At 43.3% G+C, this 19,905-nt stretch carries 20 protein-coding genes and 1 riboswitch; of the genes, 3 read left to right on the top strand and 17 right to left on the bottom strand.

Annotation, left to right across the window (positions count from 1 at the left end; translation table 11 throughout):
* Window positions 1–21: 21 nt before the first annotated feature.
* The 4 genes from OTG27_RS15755 to OTG27_RS15740 form a co-directional block, all read right to left on the bottom strand.
* Window positions 22–534 carry a MogA/MoaB family molybdenum cofactor biosynthesis protein gene (locus tag OTG27_RS15755; RefSeq protein ID WP_034309163.1) on the bottom strand — a complete coding sequence of 171 codons (513 nt, stop codon included), beginning with the start codon at window positions 532–534 and terminating at the stop codon, window positions 22–24.
* Complete coding sequence (locus OTG27_RS15750; RefSeq protein WP_048681081.1) at window positions 531–1,373, bottom strand: EcsC family protein; 843 nt, start codon at window positions 1,371–1,373, stop codon at window positions 531–533. The genes OTG27_RS15755 and OTG27_RS15750 overlap by 4 nt, the downstream gene beginning before the upstream one ends.
* A 225-nt stretch (window positions 1,374–1,598) precedes the next feature.
* The gene (locus tag OTG27_RS15745; RefSeq protein ID WP_057276714.1) at window positions 1,599–2,804 is read right to left on the bottom strand and encodes an acetate kinase; all 1,206 of its coding nucleotides are present in this window, start codon (window positions 2,802–2,804) and stop codon (window positions 1,599–1,601) included.
* 176 nt (window positions 2,805–2,980) lie between these two features.
* Window positions 2,981–3,967: a class I SAM-dependent methyltransferase gene (locus OTG27_RS15740; protein WP_268937397.1), complete on the bottom strand. Its 987-nt coding sequence runs from the start codon at window positions 3,965–3,967 to the stop codon at window positions 2,981–2,983.
* A gap of 1,049 nt (window positions 3,968–5,016) precedes the next feature.
* Here OTG27_RS15740 and OTG27_RS15735 point away from each other — a divergent pair.
* A complete protein-coding gene (locus tag OTG27_RS15735; RefSeq protein WP_098863997.1) occupies window positions 5,017–5,328 on the top strand; it encodes a hypothetical protein in 312 nt (103 codons plus the stop codon).
* Window positions 5,329–5,510: 182 nt separating this feature from the next.
* Here OTG27_RS15735 and tpx read toward each other — a convergent pair whose 3' ends face one another.
* The 5 genes from tpx to sppA all read right to left on the bottom strand — a co-directional run bounded on the left by tpx (window position 5,511) and on the right by sppA (window position 9,055).
* Window positions 5,511–6,011, bottom strand: coding sequence for a thiol peroxidase (gene tpx / locus OTG27_RS15730; RefSeq protein WP_063575486.1), 501 nt, complete (start codon window positions 6,009–6,011; stop codon window positions 5,511–5,513).
* A gap of 180 nt (window positions 6,012–6,191) precedes the next feature.
* Complete coding sequence (gene ytfJ, locus OTG27_RS15725; protein ID WP_057276717.1) at window positions 6,192–6,692, bottom strand: GerW family sporulation protein; 501 nt, start codon at window positions 6,690–6,692, stop codon at window positions 6,192–6,194.
* A gap of 16 nt (window positions 6,693–6,708) precedes the next feature.
* Window positions 6,709–7,401 (bottom strand): DUF2953 domain-containing protein, encoded by a 693-nt coding sequence (locus OTG27_RS15720; RefSeq protein ID WP_268937396.1) that lies wholly within the window; start codon window positions 7,399–7,401, stop codon window positions 6,709–6,711.
* 100 nt (window positions 7,402–7,501) lie between these two features.
* Entirely contained in the window at window positions 7,502–8,041 is a 540-nt protein-coding gene (locus OTG27_RS15715) for an RDD family protein (protein WP_268937395.1), read from the bottom strand.
* 12 nt (window positions 8,042–8,053) lie between these two features.
* Window positions 8,054–9,055, bottom strand: coding sequence for a signal peptide peptidase SppA (gene sppA / locus OTG27_RS15710; protein ID WP_063575484.1), 1,002 nt, complete (start codon window positions 9,053–9,055; stop codon window positions 8,054–8,056).
* A 205-nt stretch (window positions 9,056–9,260) separates the two neighbouring features.
* On the opposite strand from sppA, the gene OTG27_RS15705 reads away from it, so the two are divergent.
* Window positions 9,261–10,061: an NAD kinase gene (locus OTG27_RS15705; protein WP_063575483.1), complete on the top strand. Its 801-nt coding sequence runs from the start codon at window positions 9,261–9,263 to the stop codon at window positions 10,059–10,061.
* A gap of 242 nt (window positions 10,062–10,303) precedes the next feature.
* Here OTG27_RS15705 and OTG27_RS15700 read toward each other — a convergent pair whose 3' ends face one another.
* From OTG27_RS15700 to OTG27_RS15680, 5 genes are read right to left on the bottom strand one after another with little or no spacing between them, the layout of a single operon-like run.
* Window positions 10,304–11,074 (bottom strand): TatD family hydrolase, encoded by a 771-nt coding sequence (locus OTG27_RS15700; RefSeq protein ID WP_268937394.1) that lies wholly within the window; start codon window positions 11,072–11,074, stop codon window positions 10,304–10,306.
* Between the two features lie 18 nt (window positions 11,075–11,092).
* Window positions 11,093–11,830 (bottom strand): ABC transporter ATP-binding protein, encoded by a 738-nt coding sequence (locus OTG27_RS15695; RefSeq protein ID WP_057277072.1) that lies wholly within the window; start codon window positions 11,828–11,830, stop codon window positions 11,093–11,095.
* Window positions 11,820–12,602 (bottom strand): ABC transporter permease, encoded by a 783-nt coding sequence (locus OTG27_RS15690; RefSeq protein WP_268937393.1) that lies wholly within the window; start codon window positions 12,600–12,602, stop codon window positions 11,820–11,822. Before OTG27_RS15690 ends, OTG27_RS15695 begins: the two co-directional genes overlap by 11 nt.
* Window positions 12,599–12,883: a thiamine-binding protein gene (locus OTG27_RS15685; RefSeq protein WP_034309193.1), complete on the bottom strand. Its 285-nt coding sequence runs from the start codon at window positions 12,881–12,883 to the stop codon at window positions 12,599–12,601. Before OTG27_RS15685 ends, OTG27_RS15690 begins: the two co-directional genes overlap by 4 nt.
* Window positions 12,884–12,894: 11 nt before the next feature.
* Window positions 12,895–13,890, bottom strand: a complete 996-nt coding sequence (locus OTG27_RS15680; protein ID WP_268937392.1) for an ABC transporter substrate-binding protein — start codon at window positions 13,888–13,890, stop codon at window positions 12,895–12,897.
* A 133-nt stretch (window positions 13,891–14,023) separates the two neighbouring features.
* Window positions 14,024–14,133: riboswitch (TPP riboswitch) on the bottom strand.
* 312 nt (window positions 14,134–14,445) lie between these two features.
* Between OTG27_RS15680 and OTG27_RS15675 the strand changes: the two genes are divergently transcribed.
* On the top strand, window positions 14,446–15,273 hold the full coding sequence (locus OTG27_RS15675) for a protein-glutamine gamma-glutamyltransferase (protein WP_221408427.1): 828 nt from the start codon (window positions 14,446–14,448) through the stop codon (window positions 15,271–15,273).
* A gap of 92 nt (window positions 15,274–15,365) precedes the next feature.
* Here OTG27_RS15675 and rarD read toward each other — a convergent pair whose 3' ends face one another.
* The 3 genes from rarD to mbcS form a co-directional block, all read right to left on the bottom strand.
* Window positions 15,366–16,295, bottom strand: a complete 930-nt coding sequence (rarD, locus tag OTG27_RS15670; RefSeq protein WP_048677941.1) for an EamA family transporter RarD — start codon at window positions 16,293–16,295, stop codon at window positions 15,366–15,368.
* An 80-nt stretch (window positions 16,296–16,375) separates the two neighbouring features.
* Window positions 16,376–17,977 carry an amidohydrolase gene (locus OTG27_RS15665; RefSeq protein ID WP_268937391.1) on the bottom strand — a complete coding sequence of 534 codons (1,602 nt, stop codon included), beginning with the start codon at window positions 17,975–17,977 and terminating at the stop codon, window positions 16,376–16,378.
* 154 nt (window positions 17,978–18,131) lie between these two features.
* Window positions 18,132–19,715, bottom strand: a complete 1,584-nt coding sequence (gene mbcS, locus OTG27_RS15660) for an acyl-CoA synthetase MbcS (RefSeq protein ID WP_048677943.1) — start codon at window positions 19,713–19,715, stop codon at window positions 18,132–18,134.
* Window positions 19,716–19,905 lie beyond the last annotated feature (190 nt).

Genomic DNA, 19,905 nt, shown 5'->3' with positions numbered 1-19,905 from the left:
GTGGCTTTTTTTGCATCCCTCTTATAAATCCTTGCGAAGTTCACCGACGACATGTCCCAATTCCGGAAGTATCAATTTATTCATTGCAAGCCGAACCGCCCCTGATGAACCTGGGGTGGAAAAAACCGCTTTGTTGTTCACGACTCCGGCAATTGCCCTGGATAGAATGGCAGCCGCCCCGATATCCTCTTGATAGCTGAGCATACGGAAAATCTCGCCAAAACCGGGTATTTCCTTGGTCATCAATTCTTTGACCGCCTCGATCGTTACATCCCTTTTGGCGATGCCAGTGCCCCCATTTGTTAATATGACATCAACCATGCCGCTTTGACTGCCAGAAGTGACCGCATCCTGAATCGCCTTCCGCTCATCCTTAACGATTACATATTCCGTCACTTCATGACCACTCGATTTCAATAATTCCTTCATCAGTGCCCCGCTTTTATCCGTTTCTTCATCGCGCGTATCGCTGACGGTTATCACCATGCAGCGAACTGCCTCCGTGACGGCCTTTTTATGATTCTTGACACTCATTCTCCATCAGCCTTCTTTTCCAGTAAATAACGATATTGATAGAACTTCTGGGCAAATTCACTGACATTCCGGGTCATTTGATAATTGGATCCAGCCCCGATGGCCATGCTGATGAACGGTATGCCCCGAACCAGTTTTTTGCGGAAAACGGCAATGGATAATGCTTTCAACAGCTGCTTGAGCGGCTGTTCCATCCAGGTAGGGTTTGTCAATTCTTCGATTCCTAAATAAAAATAGTCATCTTCTGCTGTCTGTACCTCACGGATCAATTCTTCCCAGGCTATTCCTTGGAGCCTCTTTGGCATCGCTCCTGCATTGAATACCTTAAGGGCCAGCATCATTTCAAACGGTGTATTCACCTCGACACCATAAGACATCGCAATCAGCTGTACGATCCTGACATTGATGACGGTCATGGCCGGAATATCGCTCCCCAGCAAAAGCAGGCCTCCCGATCCGCTCATCCCGCCTTGTGCAAAAGAATATAAGCGATGCTTAGCGATATGCTGATTGGCTATGTAATTCAACTGGTCGATCGATAAGTGATTCAAATCACTCAACGTTTCGATTTCTTCATTAAACACGCGCGCAGATGCTAAAATCCGCTCTCTTGCATCTATTTGAACTTGTGAGCTCTGAACCATGGCATGCAAATGAAAAAGCCAAGTATCAAGCTTTTCAAAAAACTGTTGTTGGACGTTTTCCGGTAGCAGGGCAAACCCCTGCTCCAACCATTTATCATACAATGCAGCAAGATCCGTTGGCTCATATTGATAGAGTTTTTCCTGCCATTCACTAATTTCATTCCAAACTTTCATTTCCCGGTTCGTGAATTCCATGCATCATGCCTCCTATGTACAGAATTGGTGGATTCTCCCTTAAGTATACCATAGAAAGAAGCATTTCTCAGAATGGATGAGGGCGATCCGGCGCTCAAGGATATGGATTGCCAATACATTATATCAACAAGAAGTCGAATTCCGCTGATGAAAATTGATAAACTTCATTCACTGGAAAGACCTCCTTACCTAAGAGATAAGGAGATCATTATAAAAAACAGGAAGTCATGCTTTCCAGGTTTCTTTCAAAGCTATTTTCACGGTATCCCTGACAATCATGATTTCTTCATTGGTTGGGATGACCATGACTTTGACAGGTGAATAAGGTGTATTGATGAACGCTTCCTTGCCCTTGGTGCGATTGAGATCCTTATCCCAATATACCCCCATGAATTCAAGTCCCTCCAAGATACGCCCTCTAATTGTTTGACTGTTTTCACCGATGCCCGCTGTAAAAATGATGCCGTCCACACCTCCCATTTTAGCTGAATAGGAGCCAATGTACTTGTGAATCCGATCTGCAAATACTTTAAGTGCGAGTTCAGCCCGCTCATTTCCTTTATCCGCTTCAACTTGAATATCGCGGAGGTCGCTGGAAAATCCGGAAAGGGCTAGCATGCCGCTTTCCTTATTCAGGACATCCAGCACTTCATCTGCAGTTTTTCCCGTCTTCTCCATGATATAAGGAATCAGTGCAGGGTCGATGTTCCCTGACCGCGTTCCCATGGTAACACCGGCCAAGGGAGTAAACCCCATTGATGTATCAATCGATTTGCCTCCCTTTATGGCCGTAATGCTTGCACCATTCCCTAAATGGCAGGATATCAATCGAAGCTGTTCAATTGGGCGGCCAATCATTTCGGCGGCACGCTGCGATACATATTTATGTGAAGTACCATGAAACCCATACTTCCTAATTCCGTACTTTTCATAATATTCAAGAGGTAAGCTGTACAAATAGGAACCTGCTGCCATCGTTTGATGGAAGGCCGTATCGAATACCGCAACCGCTGGCACATCATCAAGTATTCGCCTGAAGGCTTGGATTCCGGTGATATTGGCTGGATTATGAAGGGGCGCCAACTCGGAAAGCTTTTCGATTTCCTCTATTACATCCTCCGTGATCAAGACCGAGTCACTGAATACCTCGCCGCCATGCACCACCCGATGCCCTACGCCATCTATCTCTTCAAAGGAGTCAATGATGCGATGGTCAATGAGCTTTTTCAATAAAAGCCCTACAGCCACTTCATGATTGGGTATATCCACCGTTTCAGAAACATTTTCGCCTTCGACGCTTAAAGTGAATGCGGAATTTTTCAAGCCGATTCTTTCTACAATACCTTTTGTAATTACTTTTTCACTAGGCATCTCAAAAAGCTGAAACTTCAATGAAGAGCTGCCCGCATTAATAGCCATGACTTTTGACATCGCTCCTGCTCCTTTACTCTAAGTTAGTTCTTCCATGTTCATCTCAATGAAACGTGCTGTGTATAGTACAATCTTATCATGGCATGCGATTACAACCAAATGATAACGAAGAATTGCAATAATCATTCCTTCAAAAAAAAATGAAAGCCAATGCCTGCGGCATCAGCTTTCATTGATTATTTTTCCTCTTTAAACCAATCATCCATCTGTTGCATGACAGACCTTGTCGCTTCGAAATCCGACAACTTCGGAAGCTGTACAAGCAATGCCTTCTTCGGAGCTTCGATCCCCTCTTTTTTCTTTTGAAGGATCAGGATGCTTTTGGCAGCCGCTTCATTCTTGAACATGGAAAGCGGCAGTTGCACCATCCCTTGGATATGTGTATGCTTCTTCAGGAAATCATTGAGTTTCGGAGCTTCCTCCGAGACGAACAGGTTATTCGGGACAATGAAGAATAGGTGTCCGCCATCCTTCGCGTGTTTAACACCTTGTTCAATAAACAAATGATGTGCATACGAATGTCCCTTGTCGGCCTTCAATTCATATTCAGCTGCACGCACATCATTCGGGTAATAACCAATCGGCAAATCACTGACAACAACATCTGAAGGATCGATGAAAAGTGGCTCCAAGCTGTCCTGATTGAAAAATTCCAGTGGATGTTCTTGCAGGTTGGCACCAGCATAAGCAAGCCTGATCAAGGTTTCATCAATCTCGACACCATATGAAGCGATGTTCTTATCAGTAAGCTGATTCATGATCGCAAATAGTAAGTTCCCCGTCCCAATGGCTGGATCGAGCATGACTATCTCTTTTTGGTCCTTGGTGAATTTACCGACTAAATAGCTGACGAACATGCCGACTGCATCAGGAGTCATATGATGATTCGGCTGAACACTCTGCTGCATGCCTTTTAAAATAGCAAGCTGATATGCTTTACGGATTGCTTCCTTCTCATATTTCTCTGGTGAAAAATCCGCATAATGCTTCGCTAACCTTTTCTTCGATACTTCACTGATTTCATCCTGCAGGACTTTCCCTTGGAAGAAATTCTCGCCCGTTTCGCCCAAGGCGTCCAGATACGTACATGATAGTTCACTTTGCAATATTTGAGCTGTTTCATCAAATTCATAAAATAATTGTTCAACTGGGGTAGACTTCACTTATTAATTCCTCCTGTTTGCTTCTGTCCCTATTTTAAAGGTAAGAAGAAAGAGATACAAGCCGTACGTCCTGCTCATCATTCTTCGTTTGTTTAACTTACCGTTTTCCGTTTGATAAGGAATCTCTCGCCCACTCCCTTTTCAAAATTTTAACGATGAGTAAGTAAAAGGTAATTTAATTTGATTTTCACTTCAGGCACTCGCTTTCCGCGGGCGGTCGGGAAGCCTCCTCGGCTTGCGCCTGCGGAGTCTACCCTAGACACGCTTTTCCCGCAGGAGTCTCGTTCCTTACGTTCCAATCAACTTTGTTTTGAAATTTAGATAGAAATCTTTTGTCTAACAAAGTGGCTTGGACTGGTCACCATGAAATGTTATTCGGGGACTTGATTTCCGTTCCAGGCACTTCACTTTCCGCGGGCGGTCCGGGGAGCCTCCTCGGCTTGCGCCTGCGGGATCTACCCTAGACACGTTTTTCCCGCAGGAGTCTCGTACCTTACGTTCCAAGCAAATTTGTTTTGAAATTAGATAGAAAACCTTTTGTCTAAAAAAGTGGCTTGGATTGTCACAACCCGAACCATGAAATGTTATTGGGGGACTTGATTTCCGCTCCAGGCACTCGCTTTCCGCGGGCGGTCTGCCCTCGGCTTGCGCCTGCGGGGTTCCCCTGGACACGCTTTTCCCAGCAGGAGTCTCGTACCTTACGTTCCAAGCAAATTTGTTTTGAAATTTAGATAGAAATCTTTTGTCTAAAAAAGTGGCTTGGATTGTCACAACCCGAACCATGAAATGTTATTGGGGGACTTCATTTCCGTTCCAGGCACTCGCTTTCCGCGGGCGGTCTGCCCTCGGCTTGCGCCTGCGGCGTCTACCCTAGACACGCTTTTCCCAGCAGAAGTCTCGTACCTTACGTTCCAAGCAAATTTGTTTTGAAATTCAGATAGAAATCTTTTGTCTAAAACGGGTTGTTTTGTTGCCCTGTAATTTTTTATTACTTGGATAGGCTCAATGAAGGCCCAAACAGAATACCATGCATGAGGTGGTGATTATATATGGATAATCAATATCAAAACTATCATGGGCAGGTTAATCCGGTAAATCAGCAACATGATATTCAGTCAGCAGATGAATTTAACAGGCAACAACAGGGGTTTCAACAAGGTTTTCGTCAAGGATTTCGTCAGGGGTATCGACAAGGATATCGAGAAGGATTTCGAGCAGGGCAACAAGCGGGGTTTTTCCCAGGACCAAGACAAATGCCATCGTGGCCTAATGAAATTGACATAAGAGTTGGAACACCTAATGGTCAGGAATGGTCTGGCAAGGTTGTTTTACCACAAAATGGTCCGACATTCGAGCCTTAACTGAATCCAGATATAATAAATGATACCCTTCAAATGAAATGTATCGATCGACACAACTTTCCAATGAACATTAAATCCTAAAAAGGACCTGTCCACTTCAACGTCATGGTTTTTATCACCAAGAAAATCAATATTATAACAAAAAACCGGGCACATTGTGCCCGGTTTCTTAAATTCGCATCTTATTTTGCCGCTTTCGCCGCTTCGATTGCACCTTCGTAATTTGGATGGTTCGTACCTTCACTCACATATTCTACATATGTGATTTCATCAGAGCTGTTCACAACGAATACAGAGCGAGCCAATAGACGAAGTTCTTGCATGACGACACCATATGCTTCACCGAATGAAAGGTCACGGTGATCGGAAAGAACTTGAACATTGTCCAAGCCGCTGGCAGCACACCAGCGTTTTTGCGCGAAAGGAAGGTCGTTACTGATCGTCAGTACTTTCACATTATCCAATTTTGCCGCTTCTTCGTTGAATTTACGTGTCTGTGCATCACATACGCCTGTATCCACGGATGGAACAACGCTGATAATGCGGACCGAACCTTTGGAGTCGTTTAAAGTAACCGGTGATAAGTCATTAGCCAATACTGTAAAATCAGGTGCTTTGTCCCCAACTTTTAGTTCTTGTCCCACTAAAGTGATCGGGTTGTTCTTAAATGTAACTGAAGCCATTAATAATTCCTCCCTTTTCTGCTATATGTACAAGCATAATAATATTTGTTTTGCCGGAATTTTGCAATTAATTGAATCAGGAAATGTGAATGATGCATGCACAAGTTCGCCATCCGAGCTTTTTTCGGCGCAAAGGAAGAATGCAGCAAAAAGAAAAACTCGGCGGATGCCGAGTCGCAATTAGAAGTCTATATCCTGTTTAGGTTCTTGGTACCTGTTTACAGCTGGTTGACTGCCGCCTTGGTATTGATTATTTCCTTGGTTTTGATTATTGCCTTGCTTTTGATAATTGTCTTTCTTGGATAGCATGGACTGAATCTTATCGACGACTTGAGGAGCTAAATCCATCATTTTTTCTAGAAGGTGCGTCCCTTCATCGAGATGAATCATTTTCACTCCATGGGAACCGACAATCAAAAAGGCAATTGGTGTTATGGAGACCCCACCGCCGCTACCGCCGCCAAAAGGCTGCTTGGAACCGCCTTGCTGTCCTTGATGGTTTCCATCCATCACAAATTCGCTGCCACCGGCTGCAAAACCAAACCCCACTTTGGATACAGTTAAAATGACACTTCCATCCGGAGTTTCTACCGGATCCCCAATGATCGTGTTCACATCGACCATTTCTTTAAGATTTTCCATCGCTTCTTTCATTAAACCTTGGATCGGATGATCTGACATTTAAATTCCCTCCACTCTATAACGATTGTTTATTGGAATCACCTGATAGCTTCGCTAATTTACTCGACTTGAAATGTGGCTTTCCGCCTTTCCAATAACGAAGCAGTTTTATTCCAGTCACCATAGCCTGCCCGATTCTGAATTGTAATATGCAGGAAATCGACGTATTTGCCTGCCATCTCTGAAAGTCGGGTGTAATGGAATAGGAGGGCATGATCCGAAAGTTGAAATAGGTTGTCAGCAAACCGATGATTGAACCTTTAAGTGCCCAGCATGCACCAGTTAAAACACCGGTGTGTGCAGCGTTTTTAGTACCGACCTTACTATGCCAGGTGAATTTTTTGACTTGGATTTCCCCAGCGAATTTACGGACGATCTTATGGAATCCGATTATATGCTGAAGCGTTTCCAGAATGTCTGCGAATCCGTCCCGCAAATCTTCGGCTGTGATTTTTTTCTTTTCTTCCTTATTTGTTTTTCCGTTCATTTCTTGCTCTTTCTTTACTACTGCAGTTCCCGAGTCATCTTCCATTTTTATGACCGGAACCTTGAATGTATAGTGAAAAAGCCCATACCAAGCTGATAATTTAATATGTATTAGGTCATTCGCTTGGACACGCTTGTAGTCGATGGACACTCTTACTTTAGTAAAAATAACAATAAGCAGCACCAAAATGAGGATACCCATAATCATCAAAAGCCACTTCATGCACCTACACCCCTTCAGCCTATCATTATCGGCATATACAAAAAAAAATAAACCTGCAAAAGCGAAAATCACGCTCTTACAGATTTATGAATGGAAGAAATCATCTTCTGATCAACACAACGCCCGTGTCTGCAAAGACATCATGCAAAGCCTGTTTCTTCGGTAATAGGCCTGCCAAGAGATATCCAATCCAGGTTACTTTTGAAATATAGCGGCCAATCAGCTCCCTGAACAATATCGTGCTCCATGAAATGGTTTTTTTCCCTTCCTTCAAGGCAACCACTTTCAGTCCAAAAATCATCTTGCCAAGGGTTTGATTCAAGAATTTGGTCATCAATACAAAGTATAAGAAAAATACGATCCCCGTTAAGAAGCCCTCTGCGGAGAACCAGAGGTCATCAGTTCCTTCATAAAATTTAAAGATGGGATGAATCAAAATCCGATTCAAGCTTCCGATAACCAATAGATCGGCTAAATAGGCCCAAAACCTCATCCAAAAACCAGCAAAATGCACTTTTTTGACTTCATCATCACCCACAGCCTTTTTGGCTGATGTAAATTCCTGCTGAACGGGAACCTCTTGATCTGCCATTAGATTGGATGAAGCGATTTGTTCATTGTTTTCATTTCTTTCCGTCATCCTTCAGCCCCCCTATTCCGCATACAAATACATTAAGCGTGGAGAATTTGAAGAGGAAAGGATTTTTGTCAAGACTGCCGTTTCCACATCATTTCCCAACATTTTTTGCGCACCCATACTGAATAATGAACCGAAACCTGCCTCATCTGTATAACGGATAACTTGAGCATCCTTTTTACCGATATCCGTTTTCATTGCGGCAATTACATCATCCAAATGGCCGAAATCATCGATTAGATGGTTTTCTTTAGCCTGACGTCCATCATAAATGCGTCCATCGGCAATTTCCCTTACTTCCTTCTCTGTCATTCCGCGTCCGTCAGCAATGACTTTTACAAATTGATCATAAGAATTATTAATCATATTCTGCAGTATTTCACGTTCTTCCCCAGTCATTTCCCGGGTTGGACTCATAATATCTTTGTGTGGTCCGCTTTTGATGGTTTCGAACTCGACACCATACTTCTTGGCCAGCTTCTCGTAATTATACCCATGCATGATGACTCCAAGTGAACCTGTCATCGTTTCTGGGCTGGCATAAATCTTGTCGGCTGGTGCAGAAATATAATATCCGCCTGAAGCAGCCATAGACCCCATTGATACATAAACAGGTTTTTTCACTTTCTTGATATCAAGGATCTTTTCATGAATCTCTGCACTTTCGACGACACCGCCGCCTGGAGAATTTACTCGAAGGATAATCCCTTTGATATCATCATTTTCCTCTGCCATCTTCAGCTTATCCATGAAGGCACGGTGATTATATGTTGCTGAACTAAGTAATGAGGCTTCTCCTGTATCTTGAATCGTGCCCTCTACATCAAATACGGCAATAACATTTGTGTAATCATCGCCTTCTATGACTTCCTCGTAAAATGCACTTTCGGAAGCAAATAATTCATCAATGATATTTTCCGTATCCGCTGTAAATAGAGTAGTGGCCGCCCCTACAGCAATAGATACAAAAAATAAAACGGCTGCGATTCCAAGTGCAGCCCAACGCTTTCCATTCATCTGTTTTCCCCCTTAAATATATGTATCCTTCTTACCATACGAACTAATACCAAAAATGTTTCATTCCATGATAAACTAAGACATATAAAATTGTAGCAAATAATCCTCAAATTGGAAATGCATTGGTCCATTTTGCACAAATTTCATTTATTGTAAACAGGGTTTAGAAAGCCCTTTCATCACCATACATACTAGGGGGGATACGATGGATACTCGAAGGAATATTTATTTTTTCCATGCACCGAATGAAGAGATGCTCAGCAAGGTTGAATACTTATCAGACTTGGCGAAGCAACATTCGTATGAAGTCATCCAGGATTTCACAAAAGCGAACATCATCGTAAGCATCGGTGATGACGGCACATTCCTGCAGGCAGCCCGTAAAACCGGGTTCAGGGATGACTGTTTATATGCGGGCATTTCCACGACAGGTAACTTGAATATGTATTGCGATTTCCACTTGGAAGACAGTGATAAAATGATTGAAGCCATGACAAGGGAGCAAATCGAGGTGCGTAAATATCCAACCATCTCTATCCAATTGGACGATCAGCCCTCCTTCTATGCCCTTAATGAACTCAGTATCCGCTCTTCGATCACCAAAACGTTCATCATGGATATTTTCATTGATCAACTCCATTTTGAAACTTTTCGCGGGGACGGGATCATCATTGCGACTCCGACCGGAAGCACCGCCTATAATAAATCGGTCAATGGGGCCGTTGTCGATCCCCTTCTCCCTTGCTTCCAAGTGAGCGAGCTTGCTTCCGTCAATAATAATACCTATCGGACCCTAGGCTCCTCATTCATCTTAAGCGGTGCTAAGACGTTGACCGTCCACCTTGAACAAAACGGACCAAGCTATCCGATCGTCGGAATGGACAATGAAGCGTTAAGCATCAATCATGTCGAAAAGGTAAAGGTCCGTTTAAGCGGTAAGGTCATCAAGACCGTTAAGCTAAAAGACAATTCCTTTTGGGAAAAGGTTAAAAGGACCTTTCTTTAAACGAAAGGCTGTTTTCACATAATTTGTTGCTATTTACCAGGTAGTGAGTTGTGGTTGCTTTCCTTGGTGCGGGCGGTGAGCCTCCTCGGCGTAAACGCCTGTGGGGTCTCACCTGTCCCGCTGCTCCCGCAGGAGTCTCGCACTTCCGCTCCAATCAACCTTAAATAGTTTCGTTTTAAAAACAACAATCTTTACGAAATGAGCCAAACGAAAAAAGGTACCGGATATGATAACCGGTACCTTTATATATGATAAAAATCTTTCGTATTTTGATAAAGGGCTTCATAAACATCCTCAATCGGCAATCCTTTAATCGAAGCAATTTGACGCACACTTTCATGCATCATGCCGGGATGGGTCCATTCCCCATTGAAAACCCCTTCAAACGGCCATGGTCCATCCGTTTCTATCATCATCAGCTTAAGTGGATAGGCCGAAACTAATTCCTGTATTTCCCTCTCATAACAAACATCAGGTGTAATCGAAATGCGGTAGCCCTTTTCGGCCATTCTTTCAACTGTCCGGATATCGCCTTTAAACCAATGAAAGTGTGCCCTTGTAATTTGATGCTTATCCAAAAGGTCGCAAACGATAGGTGCATCGTCATGAACGGCATGAAGGATAACCGGCTTTTCAATCTCTTTAGCTAAGGTCAGGAACCTCTCCAGTATCACTATATATGCTGTGTTATCAATATTGGGGTTTTCCTGCCTTAGGTAATAGGGCAGCCCAACCTCGCCTATGGCAACCATATCGTGACGATGTTCCCGCATCCAGCTCAATAATTCATACACTTCTTCATCACTCGGGAGGGGCTGCTCTGGATGAAAACCAAAGGCAGGCTTAATTCGTGAATCTTTAAGTGAAAGCTGATAATGTTTAATCGAAGAAGCCAAATTCATGGAAACAGTGAGCAAGGATTCCAACTGAACCTTTTCCATATCTTTCAGGATCTGCTTTCGCTTAACAATATCATACTTATCCAAATGGATATGGCTGTCGATGATTCTCAAATGATATCGCCTCCTTACTTAAGTAGTGAAAGTTGGCTTGAGTGCTGCATATAATTCTCTCTTCAAATGAATAAATTCATCACTAAGAAGCTGTTCTTCTCTTCTTGGCCTTGAAAATGGAACTTTCACTTCTTTGATGACAGCAGCCGGTTTTGCTGATAACACATAAATTCTATCTGATAGGAAAACCGCTTCATCTATGCTGTGAGTGACAAAAAGCACCGACCTCCGATTTTCTTCCCAAACAGACAACAGCCATTGTTGCATTTGCAATCTAGTCAGTTCATCCAAGGCAGAAAAGGGTTCGTCCAGGCACATCAAGTCCTGTGGACTTAAGATACTCCGAATGAATGCCGCCCTTTGCTTCATGCCTCCAGATAATTCATGGGGATATGCTTTATCGTATTCTTCTAAACCAGCTTTCATCAAAAGGTTTTTTGCCTTTTCTTTATCTCTGGTCCCAGCAAGTTCACTTCCAAGCAAAACATTTTCCAATACCGTTCTCCAAGGTAAAAGGGAAGGCTGCTGAGGCATATAGCTGATATGTCCCTTTAAGCCATTTATCTTTTTACCATCCAATGAAATGATGCCATGATCAGGCTTCAAAATCCCGCCGATCAAGTGGAACAATGTACTTTTACCGCTTCCCGATGGCCCAAGGATCGTAACGAATTCCCCATCATTCACTTGGAAATTCATATTCTCCAATATATTCTGCTTACCATCGAAAGAATAGGAGACGTCTTTAATTTCCAGCTTCACCCTTTTCGCCCTCCTTTCTCTTCCAAGAAACCAAGTATTTCTCCAGGAAAGTGATGATTCCAAAAAAAATCAGGCTCATTCCCATAATGATGAAAATGGCTACAAACACCCGATCTGTCCTGAACGCTGAAGAAGCGAGAGTCATATAAACACCAATCCCCGATTTTGCCCCAAGCCATTCCGAAATAACCGCACCCATTACACTATAGGAAGCCGAAATTTTCAGGCCGGAGAAAATGAACGGGATCGAGTGAGGAAGTTCCAGCTTCCAAAATAACTGGTTTTTCCCCGCTCCCATCATCTTGAAATAATGCTTAAGCTCGTATGGTGTCTGGCGAAAACCGTCCAATGATGCGACCGCAACCGGAAAAAAACATACAAGTGAAATCACGATTAACTTAGGCAGCATGCCAAAGCCAAACCAGATCACCAAAAGCGGCGCCAAAACAATTATAGGTATATTTTGTGATAGTATGAGCAGAGGATAAACCGCGTCCTTCACACCTGGAAATAGGTGCAGGATTGCCGCGATCAATAAGCCGATGCAGCTTCCAATAAAAAAACCTGACAACGCAAGCTCGGTTGTGGATATAAGGTGTCCGTAAAGATTGCGGGACGACTCAATTCCTTCAATGAAAATGGCCGATGGAGCGGGAAGCAGCCATTCTTCAACTTTCAATAAGACTGTCACTGACTCCCATACTATCAGCAACAATAATAAAAGAAAGAAGGGAGCCCCCTTCTTCCAAATTCCCCTTCCGATCATGCCCGATATTTCTCCGTTAACGTATCCATCGTAATCCCGCTTGGCTGATATAATATTTTCACTTGGGAAATGACATTCGGTGATCCTATTTCAATCATTCTTACATTCATTTTTTCTATCACGGCAAAAAGCTCGGAAAGCTCCCCCTCCATTGTCGTTTCAAGCGGGTGAACCTCATACTTGACACCTGATTCTTCAATGATCTTGATTGCTTCATCGACCATAGGGATGACATTTTCCCCTTTAGGAATAATTTGTATACTAATTAATGAATTGGCCATTGTATTTCCTCCTATTTTGGTAAAAATTCATTGGTAAATGCCTTTTCAGGATCGAAATCACCTTCAAGAAGCTTATTTTCAGTCATCCACTCACTGTAATTCTTCCAAATTTCAAGCTTTTGTTCACCCCATCGCGGAGCATCATCCTGATACTTGGCTGCAAGCCACTCCTGGCTTTTCTTCACTAGTTTTGGATCAAGATCCGGTGCAGACTCAATTAACATATCTGCTGCATCATCAGGATTCTTAATCGCAAACTGGTATCCTTTCGAAGCTGCATGGACGAATGCTTTAACAGTCTCGGGATCTTCTTTTATCATCTTTTCATTTGTAGTCAAAACAGGCGTATAGTAATCAAGCTTATCAGAGTATTCCGTTAAGTACACCATATTAAGCTTATCATTTCGCAACTCAGCCTCAATGCCTGTCCAACCATAATAAATCCAGGCAAAATCTATATCCCTTTTAACCGAAGTGAAAAAATCCATGTCTCCTGTATTGACTATGTCCACTTTATTTACATCCGCATTTTCCTTTTTCATGAGTGAATCAATAATGGCCTTTTCAACCGGAGATCCCCAGCCACCATACGTTTTCCCTTCAAAATCCTTGGGAGTCGTAATGTCCTTAGCCTCAGGGGAAGCGAATCCCGAAGTATTATGCTGGATGACGGCAGCTACCGAAACAATCGGCACACCCTGTACGCGGGCCTGTGTTATGCCCTCTTGATAGCTCACGCCAAATTCAGATTTCCCTGAAGCGACAAGCTTATCAGCTCCAGCTTCACCTGGCATGATAATTTCCACATCAAGACCTTGTTCTTTAAAATAACCTTTTTCCTTGGCTACATACAATCCTGTATGGTTTGTATTCGGTGTCCAATCGAGCACGACCGATACCTTCTTTAATTTTTCATTTTTAGATGCTTCTTCTTTTTCATTAGTTCCGCCTGCTCCGCATCCAGCTAAAAGGAAGAACGAAGTTAACAGTGGTAAGAATTTATTCAAGTCATTATCCTCCTACACATCTTATAAGATTCATATGCCGGAACCATAATAGGGCTCCAGGGCTATTCAAATACTGGATAAAAAAGCAAAAAACGCCCGAAGATGAATTCGGACGTTAACATACAAAACAGAAAATCAGTCATAATATGTTCCCTCCGCTGGCATCACCCAGATCAGGTTCAAAGAGTCAGCATCTAATGGATGCAATCTCAGCCAGCAGTACTGGCCCCCCTACATTTCTCGCACATATGAACTTTTCTCTCTCATTATATCAATTCATGGGGAAAAAGGAATACTAATTTGCTTCTTCTCTCTAATTGGAAAGGTATTCCTGGCACTTCAGGATATCTTGCAAATATCTTTTGGAACGAAAATCATTGAAAGCAAAATAATTCTGCCTCTTTCCGTTCCAATCATTCTTGGCTGCAACGGCGGCGGACACGTTCCAAATAGTCATTTCTTTTCAAGCATTCATATAATGAGCATTACATGTAGACATTTTTGTTTACTTGTTTTATTAAACCCTTAATTTCATAAGCAAAAGGTGGATATGTCATGATAAAGATTAATCACAAATGGTTAGATGTCAGTCAAATCCAACCAGGTACAGCCTCTGCCAAATCGCTTGAAACTCTTCAATGCTTGGCGGAAGATTCTAACGTTTTTGAATACCGGAACTTTGGGGATTTTAATTTCGAGATACAGCTGAGGAACCGAGTCATAGAGGCAGCTATTGCGTTGGATAAAAGCGGTCCGGATTTTTCCACACTTGAGGAGTCTCAATCCAATCAACGTTATTGGCACCTTTCAAAGGATGGCACCTTTACCCTTCAGCCAGGGATTCTCCCTCATGCTGCGCTCGTTGACATTTTCATGAATGGAGGGCTTTATGCCTTCGAATGCGGTACAGCAATGGTCGTCACTTTTTTAAAGGCGATTTTGGATTTGATCGGCCCTAGGAATTTCGACCATCTTTTTTCAGACCTATTTTTATATGACTTTCGCCCTCCACAGAATATGGCTCTCATTATTCATCAAGGAAGGGATTATTTACCAGGTGATTGCGTTTACTTCAAAAACCCTGATCACGACTTGGCAACCCCTGAATGGCAAGGTGAAAATGCCATATTATTAGGGAATAACCTCTTTTATGGCCACGGGATCGGGATTACCACTGCACAGGGAATCATCGATGAATTAAATAGCAATAGAAAGCCATTCGCCACCATATCAGCATTTCTGACAACGCATATCATTTCCCTGGATAGTTCCTTCTATAGACAATTCCAACTAAATAACCCCCGTGCCAAGCCCGATAACAGTCCTGCCAGCCTTTCCAATTGTATTGTTTCTGAAATAGGTTCGAAGATATACCTTTCATGACCCTGGCATTTCGCCTATGCCATAAATCCGTTTTATTGAATATCGACATAAAAAAATGCTTGGGCAGAAAATTCCCCAAGCATTTTTTCTATTCAAGCACCAATATTCCCTTTGCCTTTGAACCTGCGGGCACTTGCCTGCCCCCATTTCGTTATGGATAGTGTATAAACAGCCAAGGCCGACCATATGAACAAAAAGGCTAAAAGATGTGCTTTGGTGAAACTTTCATGATAGACGAATACCCCGATCAATAAAGATAAGGTCGGAGCGATATACTGAAAAATGCCTAGCATCGATAACGGGATCTTCTCGGCCCCTTTTGCAAAATATAAAAGAGGCAATGCCGTGGCAATCCCGCCGCCCACCAACAGCAAGCTTGTGCTCCCGTCTGTAAAGAATTGCATTTCCGACCTGTTCATCAAGTAAATCAGGTAACCTAGGGCCAGAGGCGTTACCATCATCGTTTCGAGCGTCAGCCCGATTGCCGATTCGGCCTTGATCATTTTTTTTGCCAGACCGTATAATCCAAAGGTCATGGCCAAAACAAGAGAGATCCACGGGATCGTGCCGAAATGAATGCCAAGGATCAAGACTCCGATTCCTGCAAGCAGGAATGAAATGATTTGGGCCCCGCTCAATTTTTCTTTTAAGACTATCACTCCCAATAGTACACTGACGAGCGGATTGATATAATATCCAAGGCTCGTGTCGAGGATCCGTCCTGAGTTAACGGCCCATATGAACACTCCCCAATTAGCTGTAACAAGCAGTGACGCCGTTAGTAATGCCGTAAAGAGTTTCGGATTGCCCATTATGTTTTTGACATAATCTAGAAACGCCTGCCATTTTTTCATGAACATCAATAAAACCAGCATGAACACGAAAGACCATAATACCCTCTGAGCTAAAATTTCTATTGCACCGACTCCCTGAAGGAACTTCCAGTAAACCGGCACAACTCCCCACATCATGTAAGAAAGGGCTGCATAAATCGCCCCTTCTTTTTGTTGATCCACTTTCATAACAAGCCTTCTTTCCATTTACATTCCTTTATCTAACTCCATCTAACAATTTTGTATTTCCATTTCTTTTTTTGCAACTGTTAATTTTTATCATACATGATTTTGTCATCGATGACCGTCATGACCGCCTCAGCTTTCAGGAGATCATCCGGTGCAACAGCAAAGACATCCAGATTAAACACGGTAAAATCGGCATCGTACCCTTTATTGATCACACCGCGGCGTTTTTCCTGGCCGATTGCTACAGCACTCCCTTTGGTATACAATGCGAAAGCCTCGAAAACGGAAAGCCTTTCAGACAAACCATATACGGTGCGGTCCTCACTGTTGATTTTCATCCTTGTGACAGCGGCATGAATGCCCAAAATCGGATTTAATGGTTCAATGGGTGCATCCGACCCTCCCGCACAAATGATGCCCATGTTCAAATAGGTTCTCCAGGCATAGGAGGATTCCAATAGATCGGCTGATACCTTTTCTTCCACCCACGGAAAATCGGACGGAACGAACCCCGGTTGAATATCAAAGATTACCGGCAGCTTTGCCGCACGCTCCAAAAGCTCCGGCCGTACAATCTGCGCATGGATGAGCCGGTCCCTCTGTCCCTTTTTCGGGGGGAGGGCTTCAATTGCATTCAATACGTATTCAAAAGCGAGATCGCCAATCGCATGGACAGCAATCGGCATTCCGGCAGCCCTTGCTTTTTTCACCCATTCCTGAAGCTCGTTTTCAGTGAATATCGCGACTCCATTCGTATTCTTTTGATCTACATAAGGTTCGCTCAACAGGGCTGTGCGTCCGCCTAAGGAGCCGTCGGTAAAGATCTTCATGCTGTCGAATTTGATATATCGCGTACCTTTCTGATAGCCGCCGCCTGCTGCCAGCATTTCTTCTAACGCTTCGTGATGGACGAGCAAGTTGGCGCGAAAGGCCATTTCCCGGTCCTCGATTACCGATTTAAACGCCTGATATGTCGGTATGAAGCCATTGTAGTAATGGAGGTCCTCGGTATGACCGCCAGTCAAACCTAGCTTATATGCGTCTTCTATGGCCTCTGTGAGCGCGTTTTCGATATACTCTTGATCAATGCCGGGAAGGCTGTCTAAAATAAGGTTCTGCGCCTGGCTTTCTTTAAATAATCCATTTAAACGTCCGTCAGGATAACGGCAGATCACCCCGCCTGAAGGTTCTTTTATATCTTCTTTAATATCCGCTTCCAAAAGGGCCCGGGAATTGACCACCAAGGCATGACGGCAGACCCTTTTCAATACGATGGGATGATCTGCCGATATCGCGTCAAGCTCATCCCGTAATATCAATTCAGGCCTCGGCCATTCATTTTCATTCCACCCTTCGGCAACGATCCACTTTCCGGCCGGGGTCTTTAAGCACTTTTCCTTCAAGGATTTCATGATCGACTCCCTGCTATCCATCAAAGAGAGGTCTAGACGAAGCAGTCTTTCACCATGTCCGACCAAATGAAGGTGACTATCCACTAATCCCGGCAGCATCGTTTGTCCTTTTAAGTCGATTTCCCTGGAAATATTGCCGGCATGTTCATTTTTCAAATGGTCCAGGCTGCCGGTATCAACAATTACCCCCTTTTCAGTGAAGACTGCCTCCACTTGATCATTTTCTTTAATCATCGTATAAATCGACCCATTGAACCATAACGTTCCCATTCCGGCTTTACACTCCTTATTAAATGATTGTTACTGTGCAGATATGCAGTAAGTGTACCATCTCATAACACGAATTCCCATATTTATGCTTTTACCCAAGTCCCTGTCAATAAAAAAAACGCCAGCCTTGAAGGCTGACGTTCATGCATTTCAATCAATTGTTAAGGAGTGCTTCTTCCCTTTTCCGTAAATCCACCCGTTTGATTTTACCTGATGTCGTTTTGGGAAGCTCTTCTAAAAATTCGATTTTCCTTGGATATTTATATGGAGCAGTCAATTCTTTCACGTGCGATTGAAGCGTCTTGATCAAGTCCTGGCTGTTCGGATCGATATCATCCATCAAGACGACATACGCCTTGACCACATTTCCCCTTATTTCATCAGGACTTGCTATAACGGCACACTCTTTAACATATGGATGCTTAACGAGTGCATCTTCCACTTCAAACGGTCCGATCGTATATCCCGAACTGATGATGATATCATCAGAACGACCCTCAAACCAGAAATAACCATCCTCATCCTTTTTCGCTTGATCGCCGGTGATATAATAGTCCCCGCGGAATTGCTGCGATGTCCGCTCGGGATCTTTAAAATATTCTTTAAAAAGAGCAGGTGTATCGACATGTACGGCAATATCCCCCACTACGCCAGGCGAACAAGGTTTACCGGAGTCATCGATGATTTCCACATGGTTGCCCGGAGTCGGTTTGCCCATGGAGCCCAATTTAATTTCCATGCCTTTTGTTACACCAACCAACAAGGTATTTTCGGTCTGTCCATACCCATCACGCACTTCAATCTGGAAATGGTTCTTAAAGACCTCGAACACTTTTTGATTTAAAGGCTCTCCGGCTGATACGGCACTATGAAGATGGGATAAATCATAATCATCAAGGTTATCCACCTTTGCAATCAATCGATACTCGGTTGGTGTACAGCATAATGCATTCACTTTGTAGTCCTGAAGCAGCTGAAGATATTTTTTCGCCTCGAACTTTCCATGATAGGCAAGGCCTGTCGCTCCAGTCCCCAGAACCGCCAGGAAAGGACTCCAGATCCACTTTTGCCACCCTGGGCCTGCAGTTGCCCAAACGACATCCGTTTCGCTGATTCCTAGCCAGTTTGCAGCGGACGTTTTCAAATGGGCATAAGCCCATCCATGTGTATGGACGACCCCTTTTGGATTTCCTGTCGTTCCGGAAGTATACGATAAGAATGCCATATCCTCACTCTTCGTGTCAGCCATGGTCAGCTGATCGGATTCCTCATCGGCGAGCTCATTCAAATCCAGCCAATTTTCGATTCGTTTTCCGATTGAAAACTTCAGGAGGCTTTCCGCTCCTTCTATTTCATTCAATTCGTCAGTATATTCATGATAACTGATGATTCCTTTGACATCACCATGGTTGACTCGGTACTGCAAGTCCTTCGCACGAAGCATTTCAGAACAAGGGATGACAATCATGCCAATTTTCAATGCTGCTAAATACACTTGATAAGCTTCCACCAAACGGGGGATTATGATGAGGACCGTATCACCTTTACCCAGTCCTTTTTTCTTGAAGGCATTTCCAATTTTATTTGCACTTTTTAATAAATTCTCATATGTAAGTTGTTTTTTATCTCCGGTTTCGTTCTCCCAAAGTACGGCAACTTTACCTGGATCTTTTGCATAACGTTCCATTTCACTCACTAAGTTGTAATGTTCCGGAGCCAATAAGTCTTCACGCTTCATATTCTTCCCCTCCAATTATGAACTCTTAGTACCTACTCATTATACAAGATACTTCTCTAAAATTTCTATTTATTTTTACAAATTAAAAAAGAGAGCGGGTGTAGGAATCCGCTCCCTTAAGCCTGTAGACAATTCCTAAAGTGAGTTTGCCTGCAGTTTTTCTTTTTAAAAATTCCGCTGATTTTCGAAA

The organism is Peribacillus sp. AS_2 (assembly GCF_026891895.1).
GTDB lineage: Bacteria > Bacillota > Bacilli > Bacillales > DSM-1321 > Peribacillus > Peribacillus frigoritolerans.
This window is presented reverse-complemented; position numbering and strand designations above follow the sequence as displayed.

What these genes read in the sequence shown, in the direction of transcription:
- OTG27_RS15755 (WP_034309163.1), bottom strand. Translation starts at nt 534, where the DNA reads ATGAGTGTCAAGAATCATAAAAAGGCCGTCACGGAGGCAGTTCGCTGC.
- OTG27_RS15750 (WP_048681081.1), bottom strand. Translation starts at nt 1,373, where the DNA reads ATGGAATTCACGAACCGGGAAATGAAAGTTTGGAATGAAATTAGTGAA.
- OTG27_RS15745 (WP_057276714.1), bottom strand. Translation starts at nt 2,804, where the DNA reads ATGTCAAAAGTCATGGCTATTAATGCGGGCAGCTCTTCATTGAAGTTT.
- OTG27_RS15735 (WP_098863997.1), top strand. Translation starts at nt 5,017, where the DNA reads ATGGATAATCAATATCAAAACTATCATGGGCAGGTTAATCCGGTAAAT.
- tpx (WP_063575486.1), bottom strand. Translation starts at nt 6,011, where the DNA reads ATGGCTTCAGTTACATTTAAGAACAACCCGATCACTTTAGTGGGACAA.
- ytfJ (WP_057276717.1), bottom strand. Translation starts at nt 6,692, where the DNA reads ATGTCAGATCATCCGATCCAAGGTTTAATGAAAGAAGCGATGGAAAAT.
- OTG27_RS15720 (WP_268937396.1), bottom strand. Translation starts at nt 7,401, where the DNA reads ATGAAGTGGCTTTTGATGATTATGGGTATCCTCATTTTGGTGCTGCTT.
- OTG27_RS15715 (WP_268937395.1), bottom strand. Translation starts at nt 8,041, where the DNA reads ATGACGGAAAGAAATGAAAACAATGAACAAATCGCTTCATCCAATCTA.
- sppA (WP_063575484.1), bottom strand. Translation starts at nt 9,055, where the DNA reads ATGAATGGAAAGCGTTGGGCTGCACTTGGAATCGCAGCCGTTTTATTT.
- OTG27_RS15705 (WP_063575483.1), top strand. Translation starts at nt 9,261, where the DNA reads ATGGATACTCGAAGGAATATTTATTTTTTCCATGCACCGAATGAAGAG.
- OTG27_RS15690 (WP_268937393.1), bottom strand. Translation starts at nt 12,602, where the DNA reads ATGATCGGAAGGGGAATTTGGAAGAAGGGGGCTCCCTTCTTTCTTTTA.
- OTG27_RS15685 (WP_034309193.1), bottom strand. Translation starts at nt 12,883, where the DNA reads ATGGCCAATTCATTAATTAGTATACAAATTATTCCTAAAGGGGAAAAT.
- OTG27_RS15675 (WP_221408427.1), top strand. Translation starts at nt 14,446, where the DNA reads ATGATAAAGATTAATCACAAATGGTTAGATGTCAGTCAAATCCAACCA.
- rarD (WP_048677941.1), bottom strand. Translation starts at nt 16,295, where the DNA reads ATGAAAGTGGATCAACAAAAAGAAGGGGCGATTTATGCAGCCCTTTCT.
- OTG27_RS15665 (WP_268937391.1), bottom strand. Translation starts at nt 17,977, where the DNA reads ATGGGAACGTTATGGTTCAATGGGTCGATTTATACGATGATTAAAGAA.
- mbcS (WP_048677943.1), bottom strand. Translation starts at nt 19,715, where the DNA reads ATGAAGCGTGAAGACTTATTGGCTCCGGAACATTACAACTTAGTGAGT.